The sequence below is a fragment of the Flavobacterium galactosidilyticum genome, from assembly GCF_020911945.1.
GTDB lineage: Bacteria > Bacteroidota > Bacteroidia > Flavobacteriales > Flavobacteriaceae > Flavobacterium > Flavobacterium galactosidilyticum.
In genome coordinates this window covers 1,124,828-1,148,424 of the sequence record NZ_CP087135.1, presented here as the reverse complement: position 1 = coordinate 1,148,424, position 23,597 = coordinate 1,124,828, and the positions used below count along the sequence as shown (strand labels likewise).

The 23,597-nt window shown below is 35.2% G+C and carries 11 protein-coding genes; 9 read left to right on the top strand and 2 right to left on the bottom strand.

Features of this window, described 5'->3' with window-relative positions:
• The first annotated feature begins 5 nt into the window (after positions 1-5).
• Complete coding sequence (locus tag LNP27_RS04975; protein ID WP_229943429.1) at positions 6-3,182, top strand: efflux RND transporter permease subunit; 3,177 nt, start codon at positions 6-8, stop codon at positions 3,180-3,182.
• A 461-nt stretch (positions 3,183-3,643) separates the two neighbouring features.
• Entirely contained in the window at positions 3,644-4,270 is a 627-nt protein-coding gene (locus LNP27_RS04970; protein WP_229943428.1) for a hypothetical protein, read from the top strand.
• 90 nt (positions 4,271-4,360) lie between these two features.
• Here LNP27_RS04970 and LNP27_RS04965 read toward each other — a convergent pair whose 3' ends face one another.
• Positions 4,361-5,077, bottom strand: coding sequence for a DsbA family oxidoreductase (locus tag LNP27_RS04965; RefSeq protein WP_229943427.1), 717 nt, complete (start codon positions 5,075-5,077; stop codon positions 4,361-4,363).
• A gap of 190 nt (positions 5,078-5,267) precedes the next feature.
• Positions 5,268-6,260 (bottom strand): Gfo/Idh/MocA family protein, encoded by a 993-nt coding sequence (locus tag LNP27_RS04960; protein WP_229943426.1) that lies wholly within the window; start codon positions 6,258-6,260, stop codon positions 5,268-5,270.
• A gap of 607 nt (positions 6,261-6,867) precedes the next feature.
• On the opposite strand from LNP27_RS04960, the gene LNP27_RS04955 reads away from it, so the two are divergent.
• The 7 genes from LNP27_RS04955 (at position 6,868) to LNP27_RS04925 (ending at position 23,581) form a co-directional block, all read left to right on the top strand.
• Positions 6,868-10,161: a glycoside hydrolase family 2 TIM barrel-domain containing protein gene (locus LNP27_RS04955; RefSeq protein WP_487318930.1), complete on the top strand. Its 3,294-nt coding sequence runs from the start codon at positions 6,868-6,870 to the stop codon at positions 10,159-10,161.
• A 746-nt stretch (positions 10,162-10,907) separates the two neighbouring features.
• Positions 10,908-14,132, top strand: a complete 3,225-nt coding sequence (locus LNP27_RS04950) for a SusC/RagA family TonB-linked outer membrane protein (RefSeq protein WP_229943424.1) — start codon at positions 10,908-10,910, stop codon at positions 14,130-14,132.
• Positions 14,133-14,162: 30 nt separating this feature from the next.
• Entirely contained in the window at positions 14,163-15,926 is a 1,764-nt protein-coding gene (locus LNP27_RS04945; RefSeq protein ID WP_229943423.1) for a RagB/SusD family nutrient uptake outer membrane protein, read from the top strand.
• 319 nt (positions 15,927-16,245) lie between these two features.
• Complete coding sequence (locus LNP27_RS04940) at positions 16,246-18,015, top strand: beta-N-acetylhexosaminidase (RefSeq protein ID WP_229943422.1); 1,770 nt, start codon at positions 16,246-16,248, stop codon at positions 18,013-18,015.
• 44 nt (positions 18,016-18,059) lie between these two features.
• Positions 18,060-20,507 carry a beta-galactosidase GalA gene (galA, locus tag LNP27_RS04935; RefSeq protein ID WP_229943421.1) on the top strand — a complete coding sequence of 816 codons (2,448 nt, stop codon included), beginning with the start codon at positions 18,060-18,062 and terminating at the stop codon, positions 20,505-20,507.
• Positions 20,508-20,513: 6 nt separating this feature from the next.
• Entirely contained in the window at positions 20,514-22,094 is a 1,581-nt protein-coding gene (locus LNP27_RS04930) for a sulfatase family protein (RefSeq protein WP_229943420.1), read from the top strand.
• Positions 22,095-22,159: 65 nt separating this feature from the next.
• A complete protein-coding gene (locus LNP27_RS04925) occupies positions 22,160-23,581 on the top strand; it encodes an alpha-L-fucosidase (protein WP_229943419.1) in 1,422 nt (473 codons plus the stop codon).
• Positions 23,582-23,597 lie beyond the last annotated feature (16 nt).

Here is a 23,597-nt window from a genome sequence, read left to right as displayed (position 1 = left end):
AATATATGAAATTAGCAGAAATATCCATAAAACGTCCTTCATTAGTCATCGTATTATTTACAATCTTGACTCTTGGCGGATTATTTAGCTACAGCCAGTTAGGCTACGAACTGATTCCGAAATTTGAAACAAACGTTATTACTGTTTCTACTGTATATCCAGGAGCTTCTCCCAGTGAAATAGAAAACACAGTCACCAAAAAAGTTGAAGATGCTATTGCGTCTTTAGAAAATATAAAAAAAATAGAGTCTAAGTCATACGAAAGCCTCTCGATAGTATCGATTACATTGACTTCAAATGCCAATGTTGATGTTTCTATGAATGATGCTCAACGTAAAATAAACGCTATTCTAAGTGATTTACCAAACGATACTGACCCGCCTTCATTAACAAAATTCTCGCTAAGTGATTTGCCTATTATGACCATTGGTGCTAGTGGCAAAATGGACGAGGCTAAATTTTTTGATTTAATTGACAAAAAGATTGCGCCTATTTTATCACGTGTTCAAGGTGTCGCTCAAGTAAATATTATTGGTGGAGAAGAACGCGAAATTCAAGTTAATCTTGACGCAGTAAAAATGCAAGGTTACGGACTATCAGTTCCACAAGTACAGCAAGTTATTTTGTCCTCAAATCTAGATTTTCCAACAGGAAATATTCAAACTCGTGAACAAAAAATATTAATTCGTTTAGCGGGTAAATATAAAAGTGTTGAGGAATTAAGAAATTTAGTGGTTTCCTCCCAAAACGGTATACAAGTTCGTCTAGGCGATATTGCCGACGTTCAAGATACTCAAAAAACTGTCGAGAAAATTGCGCGTATAAACCAAAAAAGCGCCATTATTCTTCAAATCGTAAAACAATCCGATGCCAATGCTGTTGCTGTAAGTGAAGAATTATTGAAAGAGATCGTCTCTCTTGAAAGCGATTACAAATCGGAACAACTTCAACTTGAAGTTGCAAAAGACAGTACCGTTTTTACATTAGAAGCAGCTGACTCTGTTGTACATGATTTATTAATTGCTATTTTTTTAGTAGCCGTTGTAATGTTGTTCTTTTTACATAGTGTTCGAAACTCATTGATTGTAATGGTAGCAATTCCAGCTTCATTGATTGCAACATTTATTGGTATTTACTTATTGGGTTATACCCTTAACCTAATGAGTTTGTTAGGATTATCACTCGTCGTCGGAATTGTGGTTGATGATGCCATTGTGGTAATAGAAAATATATATAGGCACATGGAAATGGGTAAGAGCCGAATCCGAGCTTCTTATGACGGAACTGCCGAAATTGGCGCAACAGTAACCTCTATTACCTTAGTAATTGTGGTCGTATTTTTACCAATTGCAATGAGTTCTGGATTGGTTTCAAACATCATTACGCAATTTTGTGTAACTGTAATTATTTCAACATTATTCTCATTATTAGCTTCGTTTACTATCATACCATGGTTGTCTTCTCGTTTTGGAAAACTAGAACATATTGAAGGTAAAAATGCTTTTGGAAAAGTCATTCTTGGATTCGAAAGCTATTTAACACGTTTTACAAACTGGGTTTCTAACTTGTTAAGCTGGTGTTTGGATCATTATATAAAAACAATTGTAGTAGTATTAGTGATTTTCTTTGGGTCTATTATTTCCTTACTTGGTGGTGGTTTTATTGGTGGTGAGTTTTTCGCTGCATCGGATAGTGGTGAGTTCTTAGTTCAAATTGAAATGCCAAAAGACGCTTCGTTAGAACAAACTAACTTTATGACTCAAAAAGCAGAAGCTTTCTTGAAAAAAGAAGCATATGTTTTCAGTCAAATTACAACAGTAGGACAAACTAGTGAAGGTCTTGGAGCATCGCAAGCAACAGCGTACAAATCTGAGATTAACGTTAAGATGATTGATCAAAAAGACCGTACGGATGATGCATCTGTATATGCTGCAAAAACAAAACGTAAATTAGAGAAAGTTTTAGTAGGTGCCAAAGTAAAGACCGTTCCTGTAGGTCTTTTAGGAACAGCTGAAGATGCTACTTTAGGATTAATTGTAACAGGTCCAAACGTTGAAAGCGCTATGAAATTCGCAAAATTAGCTGAAGCTGAATTGCGCACAATTCCGGGTACTACTGAGATTAAATTAACAGTAGAAGACGGAAATCCAGAGATAAACGTGCAAGTAGATAGAGATAAAATGGCTGCTTTAGGATTAAACTTGCAAACCGTAGGTTTGACCATGCAAACGGCTTACAGCGGTAATACCGATGGGAAATTTAGAGCGGGTGAATATGAATATGATATCAACATTAAATACAATGCTTTTGACAGAAAAAACATGTCTGATGTTAGTAATTTAATCTTCATCAACAATGCTGGTCAGCAAATCAAATTAAATCAATTCGCAACAATCACTGAAGATTCTGGCCCAAGTAAATTAGAGCGTAGAGACAAGACAGCATCGGTAACGGTACAAGGTCAAAATGTTGGGGTTCCGGCTGGAACAATTGTTACACAATGGCAGGAAAAAATAGATAAACTGGAGAAACCAGTTGGTGTAAACTATATTTGGGGAGGTGATCAGGAAAATCAAAGCGAAGGTTTTGGTACTTTAGGAATTGCCTTATTGGCCGCTATTATTTTAGTTTATTTAGTAATGGTTGGATTGTACGACAGCTTCGTTCACCCGTTTGTGGTATTGTTTGCGATTCCGCTTTCATTTATTGGAGTGTTATTAGCTTTGGCTTTGACCAATAACTCACTGAATATATTTACCATTCTTGGTATCATCATGTTGATTGGTTTGGTTTGTAAAAATGCCATTATGCTTGTGGATTATACCAACCAACGAAGAGCTGCTGGTGAAAGCATCAGAATGGCATTAATTCAAGCGAATCACGCACGATTGCGTCCTATTTTGATGACTACCATCGCAATGATATTTGGTATGCTTCCAATTGCATTAGCTTCTGGAGCTGGGGCAGAATGGAAAAACGGTTTGGCTTGGGTAATTATAGGAGGATTACTCAGTTCATTGTTCTTAACCTTGATTGTAGTTCCTGTAATTTATGAAATTATGGAGAAAATAATTGCTAAATTCAGCAAAGGCGAAAAAATCGATTATGAAACTGAAATGGTTGCTGATTATGAGCATAGAGAATTGAGTGAAGATGGTTTTAATCCGAAACATACGGTTTAAATTTCATTTTTACATATAAAGAAAGGCTTCCAACTACATTGGAAGCCTTTCTTTATAATAGGTATATCATAATTTTAAATGACCTAAATTTATCTTTTAATGCTATTTTAGAAAATTATTGATTTGTAGGCTCGCTTAAAAATGGTACAAAAATTTAAAAAACAATTCTATATCTAGCAACTTTACTTCATTACATCTAAAACAGAAAAGCCGAAATTCGACTTCGTTTTATTAAAAAAAACTTAAAAAAACTCGCTTTTAAAATTATTTTTATGTTCTATAAAAAATAGCATTAACCTTATTTACAGCTAGTTACAATTTACAAATACGTAAATCCAATAGTAACACAGCACTACGGTTTAATTTTATGGCATGCTACTTGAATATCTCTTATCAAATAAGCATAAAAAAGCGAAAGCCGAAAAGCTAACGAGTAGGCAAAAATTCAAAATAGATGTATCATGAAAAAAATTACTTTAGTAGTAGCTAGTATTTTCCTTTTAGGAGGTAGTGCAGCTAACGCAGCAGAAAAAATCGCTTTTTCTGTAGAAAAAAAATCTCCCGTAGATTTTAGAAATGGTGAACCAATTGTGTTTACAGAAAGAGGAATTGAATTCTTCATATTTCCTGACGGTCAATTAGACTTCAACACTCGCCCTTCAAAAGGTAGCGAACTATATTATAAAACAAATAGTCGCGGTGATGTCAATCGTACTTATGGCGCTCCAAAATTTTATAAAAACAAAAATTACGGAGTAAAAGTGGCGCACGACAACATGGGTAGAGTGAGACAAGTAGGTAATGTGTTTATTAATTATGACTCAAATAACAGAGTAAAACGTGTAGGTTCTGTTTACATGACGTATAATCGTTACGCCCTAGAACAAGTAGGTGGCTTACAAATTATGTACAACCGTCGCGGACAAATTGTAGATACAGTAGGGAATGTAAATGGTGGAAAAGTATTATCTAACAACCAAACTAATTATGCCTATCAGCATAATCAAAACAACAATGATGATAAGTACTACAGAAGTAGCAATGCTAATGAGGCAGTAAGTCCAAATATCACCATAATTAAAAGATAAATTTGCTCTAGATTACAAATTACAATATTTAAAAAACTCCCGTTGGCACGAGTACCAGCGGGAATTTTGTTTTTTAGAGCTATTTAAGCTTTAGTCACAACCATCAATTCCACAAGAATCTCCTTCAGTTGTATTGATCAAAGTCACTTTCGAATCAAAGTTTCCTTCTTCCCATACTTTTTGTAAAATTTCTAAAAAGGCAGTTGCAGGTTGCGCACCCGAAACAGCATACTTATTATCGAAAACAAAAAACGGAACTCCTTGCACTCCTATTGAATTTGCATTTTGAATATCTTGCTTTACATCACTTCCGTAGGCATCAGAATTCAGCACCTCATCAATAGCTTCCGCATTTAATCCTACTGAAACTCCTAATTTTTTTAAAGTATTATTATCGTCTATGTTTTTACCTTCTGTCAAATACGCTTTAAACAATAATTCTTCTAAATCATTTGCTAACTGATACTTTTTTGCCAAATGCAGCATGCGGTGTGCGTTGAAAGAATTTGCCAAAATTGCTTTATCGAAATGAAAATCTAATCCTGCAGTTTTAGCATTTTGCGTCATGTTGTCCAGCATTCCTTGAGCCCACTCAGCACCTTTTCCATATTTATGTGCTAAATGTTCTACCATATTGTCATCTGGAGAAGCTACAAAACTAGCATCTAACTGAAAACTTTTCCATTCAATTGCAACAGCATCTTTATGTTCAAAAAGACTTAAAGCTTCCTCAATTCTTCTCTTTCCTATATAACAAAACGGACACATTATATCCGACCAAATCTGTACTTTTATTTTATTTTCCATCTTACTTTATGTTAATCAAAATTGAAACTAATTCTGTACTGCAAAATTAGCTAATTGAAAGTGGAGCTGTTTGGTTTTTAAGTTTATATTAGGAAATGTTAGCGCAATGACAGTCCTGTAGAAACTTCAAATACATTACGCTTAATTTTTGTTGCAAATTGGATGGTGAACTAAAAAAATGTTTTTGTAATTAAATGTTCTCAACAATCTTATCCATAATCCAAGCTGTATGCGTCGCACTACATCCATTAGAAGGATGAATACTATTGCCTAGCAGTTGCTCCCGAATTTGCTCTACATGACACAGCTGAATATTTTCAGGATTTTCAATAAAAAGTGTAGTTCTGCCTTGCTCGTTGGAAAGCACTACAGGTTCCTCATTAAAAACAGAGAACGTTATTTTACCTTTACTACCAAAAATCTCAACAGCATCTTCTCGGGTGCTACAGCCAAAATTCCAACTCCCAGTTCCAGTAATTCCAGATTCATGTTGCCAGCAAGCAGTAACTGCATCTTTAGAAGAATATAAACCCTGCTGATTTAAGGAAATTCCTTTTGCTTCTTTTACATCTCCTAAAAGGTGTACAAACAAATCCAATCCATGGCTAGCTAAGTCATCAAAATAACCTGCAGTGGCAATCGTAACGTCAGTGCGCCAATTATAGGTTTTTTCTAAATCTTGCGGTGTTGCCGGCTTACTTAAATGCCAGCTTATGTGTCTCACTTCTCCAATTTTATTGTCATCGAGCCACGCTTCTATCTGTTTAAAACGAGGTAACGAACGCCTATAATACGCTACAAATAATGGTAAATCTTTCTCGTAAAACGCTTCATAAATCGCCATGCAGTCTTGGTAGCTTGGCGCTAAAGGTTTCTCGATGCAACAAATTTTTCCAGCTTCGGCTACTTTAAGTCCATAATACTTATGTGTATCTGGCGGTGTTGCTATGTATATCGCATCAATTTCGGGATCATTAATCAAAGCGTCGGCATCAGTATAATATTTACTAATTCCGTGTCTCGTTGCATAGTCAGCAGCTTTATCGCTATCTCTTCTCATCACCGCTACCACTTCAAATCCTTCTGTTTTTTGATAAGCTGGCCCACTTTTTTTTTCAGTAACGCTTCCACATCCTAAAATCCCCCATCGAATTATTTCATTATTTGTATTCTTGTTAATCATTTTTCCTTGATTTAATATCACTGCAATTATCGAGTAAAAATAGCTATATTTTTCAACCTTTTACGTTTTTAAACATTTTGGTTTCTGTAAAAATAAGACCACTTTATTAATGAGCGTTTACAAAAATCAATCAATAACGTTAGATCAATGGAGAAGAGACCTAATACACTCAACGATAGCCTACAATTTGTAAAAAGTAAATTTTTCTATTATCCATTTTTAGTCCTGTAGCTCTATAATACACTCATCCCTTACCTATTTCTGAAATAATATAGGACTAATTAAAAAAAAGTATTTTTTTTTACATATGTCGCAATAAAAACTGGTAGGCACTGGTGTGTCGTATTCAAATTTCAATATATATTTGGCTTTTTAAGATTTCCAATCAAAAAGAGAATCCACATTAGCAAAACATTTTGTTTAAACTTAAATGGTCTTTTTTACATTAATAAAAGGAGCCTTAAAAAAACAACCTCTTTAGATATTTACAACTGGAGAGTTTACATTGAAACCAAAAAAAAAGAACAAAATAAAACACCTAATTTATAACCTTTCGAATATGAAAATCAACAGCCTATTAGTCATTAGCTCTTTGTTTCTTTTCGGTATGAATTCCTACGGCCAGAAAGCTGATATATGGCATTATATTGAAAATGAAAATGTAATAAGTGAAAACAAAGAACCTGGTCATGCCACATTTACATCATTTACATCTGCTGCTGAGGCATTAAATGGAACAGCAAAGTATAAGCAAATACTAGATGGTTTGTGGAAATTTAAATATGTTGACTCTCCAAAAGATCGTCCAACTACTTTTATGAATCCTTCAGAGAATTTAAGCGGTTGGGATAATATTAAAGTACCGTCTAACTGGGAAGTAGAAGGTTACGGTATTCCTATTTACGTAAATCATCAATATGAATTTGCTGATTATAAAGCACCTATCGCAAAGGATATGGAGCTAGACGGAATATATCCTAAATATCCGGGTAAGGTTCCTCACGAAAACAATCCAGTAGGATCGTACCGTAGGGATTTTGACATCGCAAATGACTGGAACGGAAAAGAAATTTTCCTTCACATAGGTGCAATGAAATCAGGTGGTTTTGTTTGGTTAAACGGTGAATATGTTGGTTACTCTCAAGGTAGTAAATTGCCAGCAGAATTTAACATTACTAAATACGCAAAACCTGGAAAAAATACCATTGCTCTTCAAATTTTTAGATGGACTGATGGTAGTTATTTAGAATGTCAAGATTTCTGGAGAATAAGTGGAATTGAGCGCAGTGTATACATATACGCTCAACCAAAAGTGAGAATCAAAGATTTTGAAGTGGTTTCTACGTTAGATAAAGCCTATGAAAAAGGACTTTTCAGTTTAGATGTTGAATTAAAAAATCATTTGGATAAAAACCAAAAATTAAAAGTTTCTTATAGTATTCTTGATGAAAAACAGATCCTACAAAAAGGAACTCAAGCACTTACTATCGATAAAGACGCAATAGGAAAATTAGCTTTTGAAACATCTATAGAAAACGTAAAAGTTTGGAGCGCAGAGCATCCTAATTTATATACTTTAAATATTGATGTATTAGATTCTAAAGGAAAAACAATCGAATCTACTACTCGTCAAATTGGTTTTAGAAGTGTTGAAATCAAAAACGGATTGCTCTTAGTAAATGGTAAAAGCATTAAACTGAAAGGTGTAAATGCTCAAGAAACAGATCCAGAAACGGGTCACGTAATGTCCGAAGAAATGATTATGAAAGACATTCGCCTTTGGAAAGAAAACAATATTAACGCAGTGCGTTTGAGTCATTATCCACGTGGAAGTAGATTTTATGAATTATGTGACGAACATGGTATTTATGTAGTTGACGAAGCTAACATCGAATCTCACGGTATGTACTACGGAGACCGCTCTTTAGCTAAAAAACCAAGTTGGGAAAATGCACACGTAGACAGAATGACTCGTATGGTTGCTCGTGATAAAAATCACCCATCAGTTATCATTTGGTCAATGGGTAATGAAGCTGGAAACGGAGTGAATTTCTATGCTGGTTACAAAGCAATCAAAGCAATGGACAAGTCTAAAAGACCGGTTCAATATGAGCGTCCTTACAAAGATTACGACGGTAGCAATTATGACATGGACTGGAATACAGATATTATTGTTCCTCAATACCCATCACCTGCTGCGTTTGAAGAAATAGGAAGATCTAAAACGGATAGACCTTTTATTCCAAGTGAGTATGCTCACGCCATGGGAAACAGTACAGGTAACTTCCAAGATTACTGGGACATTATCGAACAACATGAAAATTTACAAGGTGGGTTTATTTGGGACTGGGTTGACCAATCGATTTGGAAAACAAATGAAAAAGGAGAACGTTTCTACGCTTATGGTGGAGATTATGGTAAAAATATGCCAACGGATAATTCATTCTTGAACAACGGAATTGTATTTCCAGATAGATCGCCACAACCGGCTCTATATGAAGTAAAGAAAGCACATGAGTTTATCAACTTTAAGCAAAAAGGAATTAACGGTCATAATGAATTACGCGTCTTAGTTGAAAACTTATATGACTTTACGAACCTGAATGAATTTGATTTAATTGCTAAAATTAAAGCAGATGGTAAAATACTGAAAAGCATTCCAGCTCAAACTTTAGATGTTGAAACGCAAACTGGTAAATTAATCCGCATCGACTTGAAAGGAATTGATTTCAAAAAAAATACAGAGTATTTTGTTGAAATATCTGCCGTTACTAAAAAGGATTGGGGACTACTACCTAAAGGTTTTGAAGTAGCTCATGAGCAAATAAAAGTAGACAGATTACATGTATTAGAGCAGGCAGCTGTTGCTCAAGGTGCGGCGCTAAAAGTAAAAGAAACAGCTAACGGAGTAGTTGTTTCAAATAGCGTTGTTAGTTTAGAATTTAATAAAAAACAAGGACGTATCACGTCTTATGTTTACAAAGGGAACGAGCTTATAAAAGACGGAAAAGGACCAAAACCTAACTTCTGGAGAGCGGTAACGGACAATGATGCAGGAAACAGAATGTATTCTGGTAATATTGAATGGAAAAAAGCGACTTTATTCTCTGAAGTTACAAGCATGACAACAAAAAAGATTGCTGATAATTTAATTGAATTAAAAGTAACGTATGACTTGCCAGGTGTAAATACAAAATTCTTTAGCACCTATCAAATCGATGGTAATGGAATTGTGAAGGTGGACAATGTTCTTGATAAAACAGATTATAAAGCAGATTTACCAAGACTTGGAATGCGTATGCAATTGCCAAAACAGTATAACAAAATGACTTATTTTGGTCGTGGTCCATGGGAAAACTACTCAGACAGATACCACTCTGCTTTTGTAGATCTATATGAGTCTAGTGTAAGTGACCAATATGTTCCTTATGTAAGACCTCAAGAAAATGGGTATAAAACTAGTGTTAGATGGGTTGCATTAACAGACAATAAAGACAACGGACTTCTTGTTGTTGCTGAAAATGTTAAACAAGGATTAGGGATCAGCGCGTTGCACATGCCTATGGAAGATTTTGATACTGCAGATGGTTTAGATTACGGTAATGCATCTAAAATTGAAGCTAAATACATCTCTGACGGAGTGCCACAAATCAACGCTAGTAAACACATTAATGACATAAAAGAGCGCGACTTAGTAGAGCTTAATATTGATTTAGGTCAAAGAGGTGTAGCGGGAGATGATAGTTGGGGAGCGCAACCACAAGATAAATACAAGATCAAAGGAAACGTAGCTCAAGGGTATTCTTACTTCTTAATTCCTTTTGAAAAAGGAACTAAAGAGTCTATGTTGAAATTGTCTAAAGAGTATGCAAACTCTAAATTAAAAACGGCAACTAAATAATAGTTGGAGTTATAGATAAAAAGTACAGTAACATACTTCAGACGTTAATTAATTTTAAAAAAGAGTAATAGGGTTTCACAACCTTGTTACTCTTTTTTTTTTAGAAGAAAAATAACCCTCACTAGTTATGTTTTAAGGTAATCCAATTATTACATAATTTTTACTAAAAACAAAGAATATGTGGTTTTTTCATTACCAATAAATTACATTAAAATAAATTTAATTACTTTTTTTTATTTAAGAGATAAAAAAACTGGTAGGTACAGGTATATTTTTCACTTATAATGTTATATTTTTGAGAATAGTATTTTAAGATTTTTTTATGAAATACTGAAAAACAAACCAAGTAAACGATGAGGTTTAAATCATTAAAACACACTTAATTCGACCTGCTAAATCGGTTTAGGTTTAGCAGGTCGAATTAAGGTGTCACATTGAATATGTTTAGGATTATCGCAAGCCAAAACAAAAGCAGCATTAATTCTATTTGCCATCTGGTAGGTATAATTTATGATTTTTTTAGCAAAAGATACTGGTATTCGATTTTGATATAAACCAAATTATAACATTAACTAAACTAATTATTAATATAACCAGAATTTATGAAGAAAGGAAAAACGATTTAGCACCTATTGCACGAAAAAGGGAAAATTGCTTTATAGCAAAAACCCTCAAAAAAAACAGGAATTACCTAACTGGAATTGCTGAATTTTATTTAGTCATAAACTAACAAAATAAACTAAAGTATGGTTAAAAATCATAACACTAAAACGATTTTCAAAATAAGAAAGATCGTATTTGCACAGCTTGTTCTAGGAACCTTTATGGTTGGGACAGCTTATGCTGACAATGGAAATGCGAGAGAAGTTTCAGAATCACGCGCTCCATTATCTATCAATAGTATTGCATTCGAAAAAATTACAGGAACAGTAGTAGATGAGCAAGGAAACACGCTACCTGGAGTTAATGTAATGAAAAAAGGCAGTAAAACTGGAGTTTCTACTGACATGGACGGTAATTTTACAATTGACGCTAACAAGGGAGAAATTTTAGTTTTTTCTTATATTGGATTTAACAATCAGGAAATACAAATTAGAGACAATAAAAACCTTAAGATTGTAATGAAATCTGAGGCTCAACAAATGAACGAAGTAGTAATTGTAGGGTATGGTTCTCAGAAAAAAACAAACCTAACAGGATCAGTTACTCAAATTGACGCTAAAGTTTTAAAAGATAGACCAATCACTAGATTATCTCAAGGTTTGCAAGGTGCTGTAGGTGGTTTGAACATTATTAGTAATGGTGGAGCGCCAAACGCAACACAGTCAATTAATATTCGTGGATTTACAGGATTAGGTTCTGCTGGATCACCATTAATCGTTATTGATGGAATACAAGGTGGAGACATTAACTCTATCAATGCAAATGATGTGGAAAGTGTTTCAGTTATTAAAGATGCTGCTGCATCTGCAGTTTACGGTTCAAGTGCTCCCTATGGTGTAATTTTGATTAAAACAAAACAGGGGAAAAAAGGACAGCCTGTTGCTATAACCTATAACAACAATTTTACTTTTGAATCTCCAATTGGACTTCCTACAATGTTAAACTCATTAGAGTTTGCAAAAATCTACAATCAGTCGCTAGCTAATGGCGGAGGAGCTCCTTTCTTTAATCAAGAAACTATAGACAGAATGGCGGCATTTCAAAATGGAACGCTAAAAACTGAAACAGTTGCAAATACAACAGGCGATTCGTACAAAGCTTGGGGAGGCGCAAATGCTAACAACGACTGGTATAAAATCTATTTTAAAGATGTGTCAATGAGCCAGCAACACAATCTTGGTGTAAGTGGTGCTACTGACAATTCTAATTATTATGTTGGTTTAGGATACAACAAAAAGGAAGGAATGTACCGCTATGGTGATGATAACTACAGACGTTATAACCTTCGTGCTAACCTTTCAAGTAATCTTACGGATTGGCTTACATTTAATTTTAGAGGTGCCTTTTCACAAGACAAATTTGACACTCCAAACACTTACAATGGTAAAACGGGAGGGAATTATATGCACCAAATTGGTAGAAAACACCCTAACTTAGCCTTATACAATCCAGACGGAGGTATTTCTGACGAGAGTGATGTTTTACTTTTAAAAGATGGTGGTAGAAATATATCTACAAACGATAAACCAATATTCACAGGAGAGTTTGTAGCTAAATTTGCTAAAAACTGGTCTGGTACAGTAAACTACACGTACGATGGCTCATTTAACAGTTCCACTAGTCATGTAAAAACTCTTTATACAGCATTGCCAAGCGGTATGCTAAGAGAAATAGGTGGTACTGCTCCAAATGGTTTTGCTAGATCTTTCAATAAGTACCAAAAAAACATTACAAATGCATTTACTAATTATGATCTGAACCTTGGAAAGCATCAAGTTAAATTATTAGGAGGATATGTTCAGGAATTAACAACGTTTTCATCTTTAAATGGTTCTAATAATAACTTATACTCAGATAAAATTCCATCTATTAGCACCTCTTATGGAACAACACCTTCCGTTTCTGATAATGCTTACAAGTTAGCTATTCAAGGATACTTTGGACGAATTAACTATTCGTATGATGATAAGTATTTATTAGAAGTTACTGGTCGTTATGATGGTACTTCACGTTTCTTAAAAGACGTACGTTGGAAAGCCTACCCAGGAGTTTCAGTGGGTTGGAACGTAAATAAAGAGAGCTTTTGGAAAGAAGGTATCGCTGATGTAGTGAACACACTTAAATTCAGAGCTTCTTATGGTTCATTAGGAGATCAAGCTCCAGACCTACTAGGAAATTATCCTTTTTATCCAAGTTTACAAACAGTTTCTCCTACATCAAGTAACTGGTTTTTTGGTCCAACAAGACAACCGTACGTAAACACTCCTGGATTAGTAGACCCTACTTTATCTTGGATCACGGCAACCACTAGAAACTTTGGAGTTGATGCTTCATTTTTAAACAGAAGATTAACAGCTACATTTGATACTTACATCCGAAAAATGGATGATTATATCGGTCCAGCACAAGAATTACCTGGCGTTTTAGGAATAGCAGCGCCTAGAACAAATAGTACTGCATTAGAAACGAAAGGTTTCGAATTGACATTAGCGTGGAATGACAACATAGGTGATTTCAAATATGGTGTTAGAGGTGTTTTAAGCGATTACCAAGGACGCGTAACCAAATATCCTAATCCTAACAAATTGTTAAACAACTGGTTCGAAGGAGAAAATATGGGCGATATTTGGGGATTTGTAACAGACCGTTACTTTACAGCAGCAGATGATTTGCCAAACGTAAAGCAACTAGGCTTATCAAACTGGTCTCCTGGAGACATCAAATATGTTGATTTAGATGGTAATGGAGATATTACTTATGGTACTTCTACTGTTGCTAATCCTGGTGATAGAAAAGTAATTGGTAACTCAACTCCACGATACAGTTATAGTTTGTTCACTGATGGTAGCTATAAAGGATTTGATTACAGCATCTTCATTCAAGGTGTTGGAAAAAGAGATTACTACACTACTAGTAATATGTATTTTGGAATTGTGGGTAGCGAATGGCAAAGCTCATTATTTACGGAACACTTAGACAGATGGACTCCTGAAACTCCTAATGGATTTTTCCCTAAAGCCTACATAGGCGGCGGAAACTGGTGGAAGAATACGGAAACTCAAACTAAATATTTAATTAACGCAGCTTATTTACGTATCAAAAATGTGCAAGTAGGATATACACTTCCTAACTACATTTCGAGCCAAATAAAAATACAAAAACTACGTTTTTACATTAGTGTTGACAATCTAGGTACATTTACTAAAATGAGTGATCACTCTGTTTTAGATCCAGAAAACACATTCTCTGATGCTAAAAACTATCCGCTTCAAAGAACTGTTTCTGTAGGAGCTAACATCACTTTGTAAAGAAAACAATAATTCTAAAAATATAAGAATATGAAATTTATAAAATATTTTAGTGCAGGATTAGTTTGCCTTATGGCACTTACTTCCTGCGAAAAAGACTTCTTGGAGCGTTCGCCAGAGGTTAATATTAGTGACGGTGAATTTTGGAAAACTAAAAACGATTTGCAATTATACACTAATAATTTTTACAATAACTATCTTCCATCTTATCAAGGGTTTATGACCCAAGGAATTTACGGTTTAGATGCTGATGAAGGATCAGATAACATGGTGCACCTTAACTTCAATGGAAACATCCTTAATGGAGAGCGTATTGTACCCTCTTCTGGTGGAGGCTGGAGTACAGGTGATTGGGGAAGAATTAGAAACGTAAATTATTTTCTCCAAAACTATACTAAAAGCACAGAGCCTTTTGATGTAATTAAGGCGCAAGTAGGTGAAGCACATTATTTTAGAGCATTATTGTACTTTGACTTAATGAAAAAATTTGGCGATTTACCTTGGATTGATAAAGCGTTAACACCAAGTGATATTGAGTTTTTGAAAGCACCAAGAGCATCAAGATCAATAATTGCCGATAATATATTGGCTGACCTTGATAAGGCAGTTCTTTATTTACCTACCAAAAGTGGAGCATCAAGCAACCGTATTTACAGAGAAGTTGCCATGGCATTACAAGCTAGAATTGCATTGTACGAAGGGACTTGGGAAAAATACCACGCAGGAACTGCCTTTGGGGTAACGGGATCCAATGGAGACAAATACCTAACTAAAGCAGCTACTGTATCTAAAGCAATTATGGATTCTGGTTACTTTGATTTAGATAATAAAACTACTGGAGCTAATAGAGGATATTGGTCTGTTTTCAACCAGTCTAACTATGATAGTAGTAAAGAAGTAATGTTCTGGAGAAGATACGATGTCGCTTCAAACTTTACTACGCGTTGGGCACAATATTCAGCTCTAGGAACTGGTAAAGGATTAACAAAGAGCTTAGTCGATGATTACTTATGTATTGATGGTAAACCAATTAGTTCAAGTGCACTTTATCAAGGTGATGCTACATTAATTGATATTGTAAAAAACAGAGATCCTAGATTGAACCAATCTATTTATGTGAATGATAATATGCATCCTCGTACTAATAACAAACCAGGAGGAGCTGCAAATGACGAATTCAAAAACCCAATTGTAGATCAAGCAACAGAAGACAATTGTTCAACTGGTTTTATGCGTTACAAAGGAACAGATCCAAATTATGTAAAGCAATTTAACGGAATGGGTGATCAAGGGCTTATCTTCTTTAGATATGCTGAGATATTATTGATTCACGCTGAAGCAAAAGCAGAACTTGGAACCATTACTCAAGCAGACTTAGATCTAACAATTAATAAGTTAAGAGCTAGAGTTTCTATGCCAAATTTAGTAATTGGAAGTATAGTAACTGACCCTAATTGGGGATTCCCAGCATTATCACCTCTTATTAATGAAGTAAGAAGAGAAAGACGTATCGAGTTAGCTGTTGAAGGTTTCCGTCATGACGATATCTGGAGATGGGCTGGAGCAGATGAGTTAATCATTGGTAAAAAACCATTAGGTGCTAAAAAAGCACAATGGACTGGCGTACCAAATATTGATATCTATAAAACAGATGCTAATGGTTACGTAGAAACATACAAAAACGTAAGTGCTATGGCAACAGGATATAAATTTAGAGCGGATAGAGATTATTTATTACCTATCCCTTTAAACCAAATTACGTTAGCTGGATATACACAAAATCCAAACTGGTAATATATTTTTTTTGAATTGGTTATATATTTTGGAAAGAGGCTTTTTATTCGTAAAAAGCCTCTTTCTTTTTGTTATTAATTGGCTAAAAATTCATTACCCCCTAAAATCTGTCGAAAACAAAAGTGAACCCTATTTAAAAAGCATAAATTTCAAAAATGACAATTATGCTTTTTTTTATATATACAACAAAAAAAACTGGTAGGCACTGGTGTATTTAACAAAGAATGTATTCTATTTTTGAGAATATCTTTTTTTAGCTTACATCAAACTATTATGCCAGCTGAATTTAAGAAAGTTGCTCAAATCTAAAAAAAAATCGATGCATTTTAAATTTATTAAAATAATAGTATTATATCTAGTTTTTGGAATGTCCACAAGTGGCTTTTCAAAGAACGGAATTTTTAATGATTTCAGTAAAAATAGCATCATTTTATCAGTTTCTAATAAAGAAGAATTGGATCGTAAAACAAATTTTCTTGTTTCTGAAGATACGATTATGAAGCGTTGTGGCAGCAATACTAGTCAAAAAATAAACATCATTCCTCAACCAGTTAGCATGCAGACCGCTGATTTAATTTATACTATCAACGTAAATACAACTATTTATTATAATCAGAAACAAACCATTCTTACTAAACACGCTTCCTATTTAAAGGCAACCATCGAATCGCTCTCGGGAATTAAAATCAAAGACGCTTCGTCAGTTAATAAATCAACTATTCAATTGTTGATTTCGAAAATAGATGGTATTGGAAAAGAAGGCTACAAACTGAATGTTACTGACAAAGGAATTACTATATCTGCAAATACAGATAAAGGAATTTTCTATGGTATTCAAACTTTACTACAAACCATGCCTGCTATTCGTACCAATCAAAAACTCGAAATTCCAGGACTTACTATAACAGATTATCCGCGTTTTCAGTGGAGAGGAATGATGCTAGATGTCAGTAGACATTTTTACTCAACAGAGGCTGTCAAAAAATATATTGATTTACTAGCTACTTACAAAATGAATGTTTTCCATTGGCATTTAGCCGATGCAGAAGGTTGGAGATTGGAAATAAAAAAATATCCAAAACTAACATCTGTTGGTGCTTGGAGAACAGAAATGCCAAGAAGTATTTTTTACAAAAACAATCAAAAGCTATCAGGTGAACCATTTAGCTATGGCGGTTATTACACTCAAGAACAAGTTAAGGAAGTTGTTGCCTATGCCGCAGCAAGAAATGTGACGGTGGTCCCAGAGATTGAAATGCCCGGTCATTCAGATGCGGCTTTAGCGGCTTATCCTCAATTTGGTTGCACTGAAAAACCACAGCAAGTGAGATCTTCAATGGGGCCACTCCCTGGTGCTGAAGCTAATTTTTGTGCAGGAAAGGAACAAACTTTTGCGTTCCTGCAGGACGTATTACAAGAAGTGATGCAACTTTTTCCATCCACTTATATTCATATCGGGGGCGACGAAGTAGATAAAAAATGTTGGGAAAACTGTACTTTATGTCAACAAAGGATGAAAACAGAAGGGCTGAAAAATGTAAAGGAATTACAAAGTTATTTCATAAAAAGAATGGGCAAATTTATAACGTCCAAAGGCAGGAAAATGATAGGTTGGGATGAAATACTCGAAGGCGGGTTGGCTCCCAAGGCGACAGTGATGAGCTGGCGTGGGGAGAAAGGCGGAATTGAAGCGGCAAAACTCCAACACGATGTAATAATGACTCCGTCTAAGGTGCTTTATTTTAACAGATATCAGGCCGATACCCTTGCCGTTCCCCAACCACTTGCGGCAAAATTCACTATTAACACGTTACAGAAAGTATATGATTACGAACCCATACCAAAGGAATTAACAGCTGCCGAGTCCCGTTTTGTACTGGGATCCCAAGGCTGTATTTGGACCGAATTTATTTCTTCGGTGCCCCATTTAGAACAAATGACTATGCCGCGTATGCTGGCTTTATCAGAGGTTTTGTGGTCGCCTGTAGAAAACAAGAACTGGGACAGATTCAAAAGCAAGGCTCATTCCCACTCAAAAAGGCTGGGAGATCTTGGGGTTGTCGTATTTACTTCAGACCTGCATCCTTAGATAGCATTTAAAAAAACAATTAAAACTATATACTAAATTAAAACATGACGACTTCATTAAAAAAAGGCTACGGATTATTGTTTTTCATTTCAATTTTGTTGCTCTCCTTTCAAAATACCGAGGCACAGAAAAATGGTATAATAACAACAGCCAGACAAACCGAATCCCTTAACAAAAACTGGAAATTCCATTTAGGCAGTGCTAATAATCCTGAAAAAGATTTCAGTTACGGCATTGTTCGTAATTTTACTATTGCTGGTGGCGGTGGCGGTGCAGTATCTCCAAAATTTGACGATAGCAAATGGCGCACGGTAAATGTGCCTCATGATTGGGCAGTTGAACTTCCTTTTGAATATCATAAACATTTTGACGTTCAAAGTCATGGTTACAGACCTGTTGGTGGTTTTTACCCGGAGAACAGCGTGGGTTGGTACAGAAAGCGTTTTAATGTAGATAAAGAAAAAGAAGGACAACGTTTTGTACTTCGATTTGAAGGTGTTTATCGTGATTTTAAGTTATTTGTAAACAATAATTACATTGGAGGCAATTTTGGTGGCTATACCGAAAGCTCTTTCGATATCACAGATTTTATCGAATTTGACAAAGAAAACTTAATCGTTCTTCGCGTTGATGCGACTCAGTATGAAGGTTGGTTTTACGAAGGAGCGGGTATCTATAGAAATGTAGCTTTAGAAACTTTTACTCCCGTTCACATTCCAGAATATGGCGTTTATGTGTATGCGAAAGTAGAGAAATCACAAGCAAAAGTAGTTGCGCAAACAACAGTAAAAAATCAAGAAGGTAAAACTGCAGAATGTACGGTATCTTCTTATGTGATGGATGCCAAAGGAACACAAGTTACCCCAACTAGAACAGAGAAATTAAAGATAAAAAACAACGAAACACAACAAGTTGAACAGAATTTTTCTATCAAAAATCCGCTATTGTGGGGGCTCAACACGCCTAATTTATATCGATTAGTATCGATCGTAAAAAAAGACGGAAAAATAATTGATACTCTTTCAACAGAATTTGGAGTTCGAACTTTTGATTATAACGCTACGACAGGATTTTCTCTAAACGGAGAATCGATGAAGATAAAAGGGATGTGTGTGCATCAAGATCACGCAGGCGTTGGATCGGCAGTGCCAGATGCTTTAGTATTTTACAGAATAAAACTTCTAAAAGAAATGGGAGTCAATGCGTATCGCTGTAGCCATAATCCACCGTCAAAATCAGTTTTGGAAGCTTGTGATAAACTAGGGATGATGGTTATGGATGAGATTCGTGTTATAGGAACAGGTAAAGAAAATCTGGATCAATTTGAGCGATTGGTAAAAAGAGACCGCAACCATGCAAGCATTATGCTTTGGAGCTTAGGAAACGAAGAAACTGGGGTTCAAAACACAGATTTAGGACGACGTATGGCGCATACTTTAGTACAACGTCAAAGAGAATTAGACCCTTCACGTTTGAGTACGTATGGCGGAAATAACGGCATTAATTTCAAAGGAATTAATCAGGAAATGGATGTGAGAGGTTTTAACTACCACATTAAAGAATTAGATGATTACCACAAAGAACATCCTACACAACCAATCGTTTTTAGCGAAGTTTCAAGTATGGTAAGTTCAAGAGGAATGTATGTAAAAGATCCAGAAAAAGGATATTTACCAGATTACGACATGAATAAACCAGGATGGGGACAAAATGCCGAAGAGTGGTGGAAATTTACCGTAGACAGACCTTGGCTAATGGGCGGTTTTGTTTGGACTGGTTTTGATTACCGCGGGGAACCCACTCCGTTTACGTGGCCTAATGTGAATTCACATTTTGGAATAATGGATGTTTGTGGTTTTCCAAAAAACACCTACTATTACTACCAAAGTTGGTGGACGGATAAAGATGTTATTAAAATTTATCCACATTGGAACGGTCACAAAACTGGTGACAAAGTAAATGTATGGTGTAACAGTAATGCCGATGAAGTCGAACTAGTTTTAAATGGAAAAAGTCTTGGTAAAAAAGTTATGCCACGCAACGGACATTTAGAATGGGATGTTATTTATGAGCCTGGAAAATTAGAAGCTATCGGTACGAAAAATGGAAAAACAATTCGCACGGCTGTTGAAACTACTACTGCTCCTTACCAAATTGTTTTAACACCAGATCGCAAATCGATAGCTGCTGACGGAAATGATGTTTCTGTGATCAATGTAACGGTTCTTGACAAACAAGGAAGAGAAATTCCAGATGCAATGAATATGATTCAGTTTAAATTAAACGGAAATGCAACTATTTTAGGAGTAGGAAACGGTGATCCAAGTTCGCATGAGGCTGATAAATGTTTAGATGGTAACTGGAAGCGTTCCCTGTTTAACGGAAAATGCCAAATTATTTTAGAATCTATGGATAAGGAAGGTGATTTTTCGCTTTCAGCAACTAGTGAAGGTTTACAAAATGCTATGGCAACTATTCAAATGAAAAAATAAATAAAGATGAAAATATTTAAAACATCAACGCTAGTTCTAGCACTGGCATGTTCTTTTTCTGCTCCATTACTAGCGCAGAATAAAGCAGAAACTAAAAAAAGACCTAATATAGTAATCATCATTTCTGACGATCATGCTTTTCAGGCGATAAGTGCTTACGGTAATAAATATGCAAAGACCACTAATATTGATCGTATTGCTAAAGAAGGAGTACTATTTAATAAAGGTTATGTAACCAATTCGATCTGCGGACCAAGTCGTGCCGTAATTTTAACTGGAAAATACAGTCATAAAAATGGATTTAAGGATAATGAGAACTCTCACTTTGACGGAAGTCAGGACAGTTTTATAAAACAACTAAAAGGTTCAGGTTATTCAACGGCATGGATTGGAAAATGGCACTTAGAATCCCAACCACAAGGTTTTGATTATTGGCAAATTCTACCTGGACAAGGGCACTACTACAATCCAGATTTCCAAATGATGGACGGAACCAAAAAAAGAACTGAAGGTTACGTTTCGGATATAGTGGAAGATGTTTCAGAAAATTGGTTGGATAACCGTGACAAAGACAAACCTTTTTGTTTGGTAATAGGTCATAAAGCAACACACCGTACTTGGATTCCAGATGCAAGAGACATGGGAACTTTTGACAATGTTATCTTCCCTCTACCTCACAATTTTTATGATGATTATAAAAACCGGGAAGCTGCAAAAGTACAGGATATGTCAATAGCTGAAACGATGGTTATGGGATACGACCTTAAAGTTTTTAAGGACGATGCAGCGGCTACTATGGAAGGAACTATAGGTAGAATGAACGCAGCACAACGCAAAAAATTCGATGACTATTATTTGCCAATTGCTGCTGATTTCAAAGCTCGAAATTTAAAAGGAAAAGAATTAACGGAATGGAAATACCAACGCTACATGCGAGATTATCTTAGTACAGCGGTTTCTTTGGATAGAAATATTGGTCGTACTTTAGATTATTTGGACAAAAATAATTTGACAGAGAATACCATCGTGATTTACATGTCTGATCAAGGATTTTACTTAGGAGAACACGGCTGGTTTGACAAACGTTTTATATACGAAGAATCTTTTAGAACTCCAATGGTTATGCGTTATCCAGGAGTTATTAAGCCTGGAACGGTTTCTAATGATTTAGTAATGAATTTAGATATTGCTCCTACTATGCTTGATGCTGCAGGTGTCGCGATACCAAAAGACGAACAAGGAAAATCGATGTTGCCTTTGTTTACAGATAAAAATGCTAAAGGACGTGATGCAATCTATTACCATTATTATGAAAACGGGGAACATTCAGTTTCACCTCATTTTGGAATACGAACGGAGCGTTACAAATTAGTGCGTTTTTACAAACGTGTCAATTCTTGGGAATTATATGATTTGAAAAAAGATCCTAACGAAATGAATAATTTGTACGGACAAAAGAAGTATAAAAAAATCACTGATAAACTGAATCTCAAAATGGACCAGTTAATTAATGAATATGATGATCAAGATGCTAAAATACTGAAGCAAAACAAATTTAATTTTACAAAAAAAGAGATTGGTATTTAATACTAATCTCTTTTTTTAAGTACTGATATTTAGTTATAAGTTGAAAAAACAGTTAAAAATTACGAATGAGAATAATCATAAAATATCCCAATCTGCTAGCAGCCATTTTTTTACTGTGTGTTAATTCGGTACATGCACAAGTAAAGTCCTTGCCTTTGCCCAATAAGCAGCAATTAGCTTGGCAGAAGGCAGAGCTAGGAGTGGTTTTTCATTATGATTTACATGTTTTTGACAAATCAAAGTACAACCAAAGCACAAATAGGATCACACCTATTGAAGATTATAATATTTTCAACCCAGAACAATTAGATGTCGAGCAATGGGTAATTTCTGCAAAAGCTGCCGGCGCAAAATTTGCAATTCTTACTGTTACCCATGAAACAGGTTTCGCTTTATTTCAATCGGATGTGAATCCGTATTCCATGAAAAGCTTAAAATTTAAAGAAGGAAAAGCGGATCTTTTTAAGGATTTTACAGATGCGTGTCGCAAGCATGATATTAAGCCAGGTGTTTACTTAGGGATTCGTTGGAATTCGTTTTTCGGAGTTCACGATTTTGTTGTAGATGGTGAACCTAATGGTGCCATGCAGAAAAAAAGACAGGCTTACTACAATAAAATGGTAGAAGGAATGGTCAAAGAAATTTGTACTAATTATGGTCCTTTGTTCGAAATATGGTTTGATGGTGGTGCCAGTACTCCAGAAAAAGGTGCGCCAGATGTACTACCAATAGTAAAGAAATACCAACCGGATTGCTTGTTTTACCACAACGATCAGTTGGCTGAAGCGCGTTGGGGAGGTTCTGAAAGCGGTACAGTAAGTTATCCTTGTTGGTCTACATTTCCCTACAACTTTACTGGTTCAGGAGAAAGTGCGATACCAGGAATTTCTAAAAATGGATTTGCATTATTAAAAGGTGGAGATGTAAATGGTAACTATTGGGTACCCGCGATGGCCGATGCTCCTTTGCGCGGTTTCAACGGCAGACATGAATGGTTCTGGGAACCCGGAGATGAAAAGAGCATCTATCCATTAGATGAATTAATGAAAATTTATTATCAATCAGTTGGACGAAACGCCACTTTAATTATGGGATTAACTCCCGATAATAGAGGGCTTATGCCAAAGGAAGATGTGCAACGCCTAAAGGAATGGGGTGATGAAATACAAAGAAGGTTCGATTCTCCCATAGCCGTGACCAAAGGAAAAGGAAAAACAATTGAATTAAAACTCGACAAAGAAACTGAAGTAAACCAATTCGTAATTCAAGAAAATATCGCTTTAGGACATCGTGTGAGAGCTTTTAGCATACAAGTACATGAAAGCGGAAAATGGATTACTATTAATAAGGGCACATCGATAGGAAATAAATATATTTATCTATCTGAGAAAACTATAGTTACAAAAAAAGTGCGATTGCTGATTAATGAATCAGTCTCACAGCCAGATATAATCAATTTTTCTGCTTATCATGTAGAAGGAAAGTAATACATTTCAACTAGTA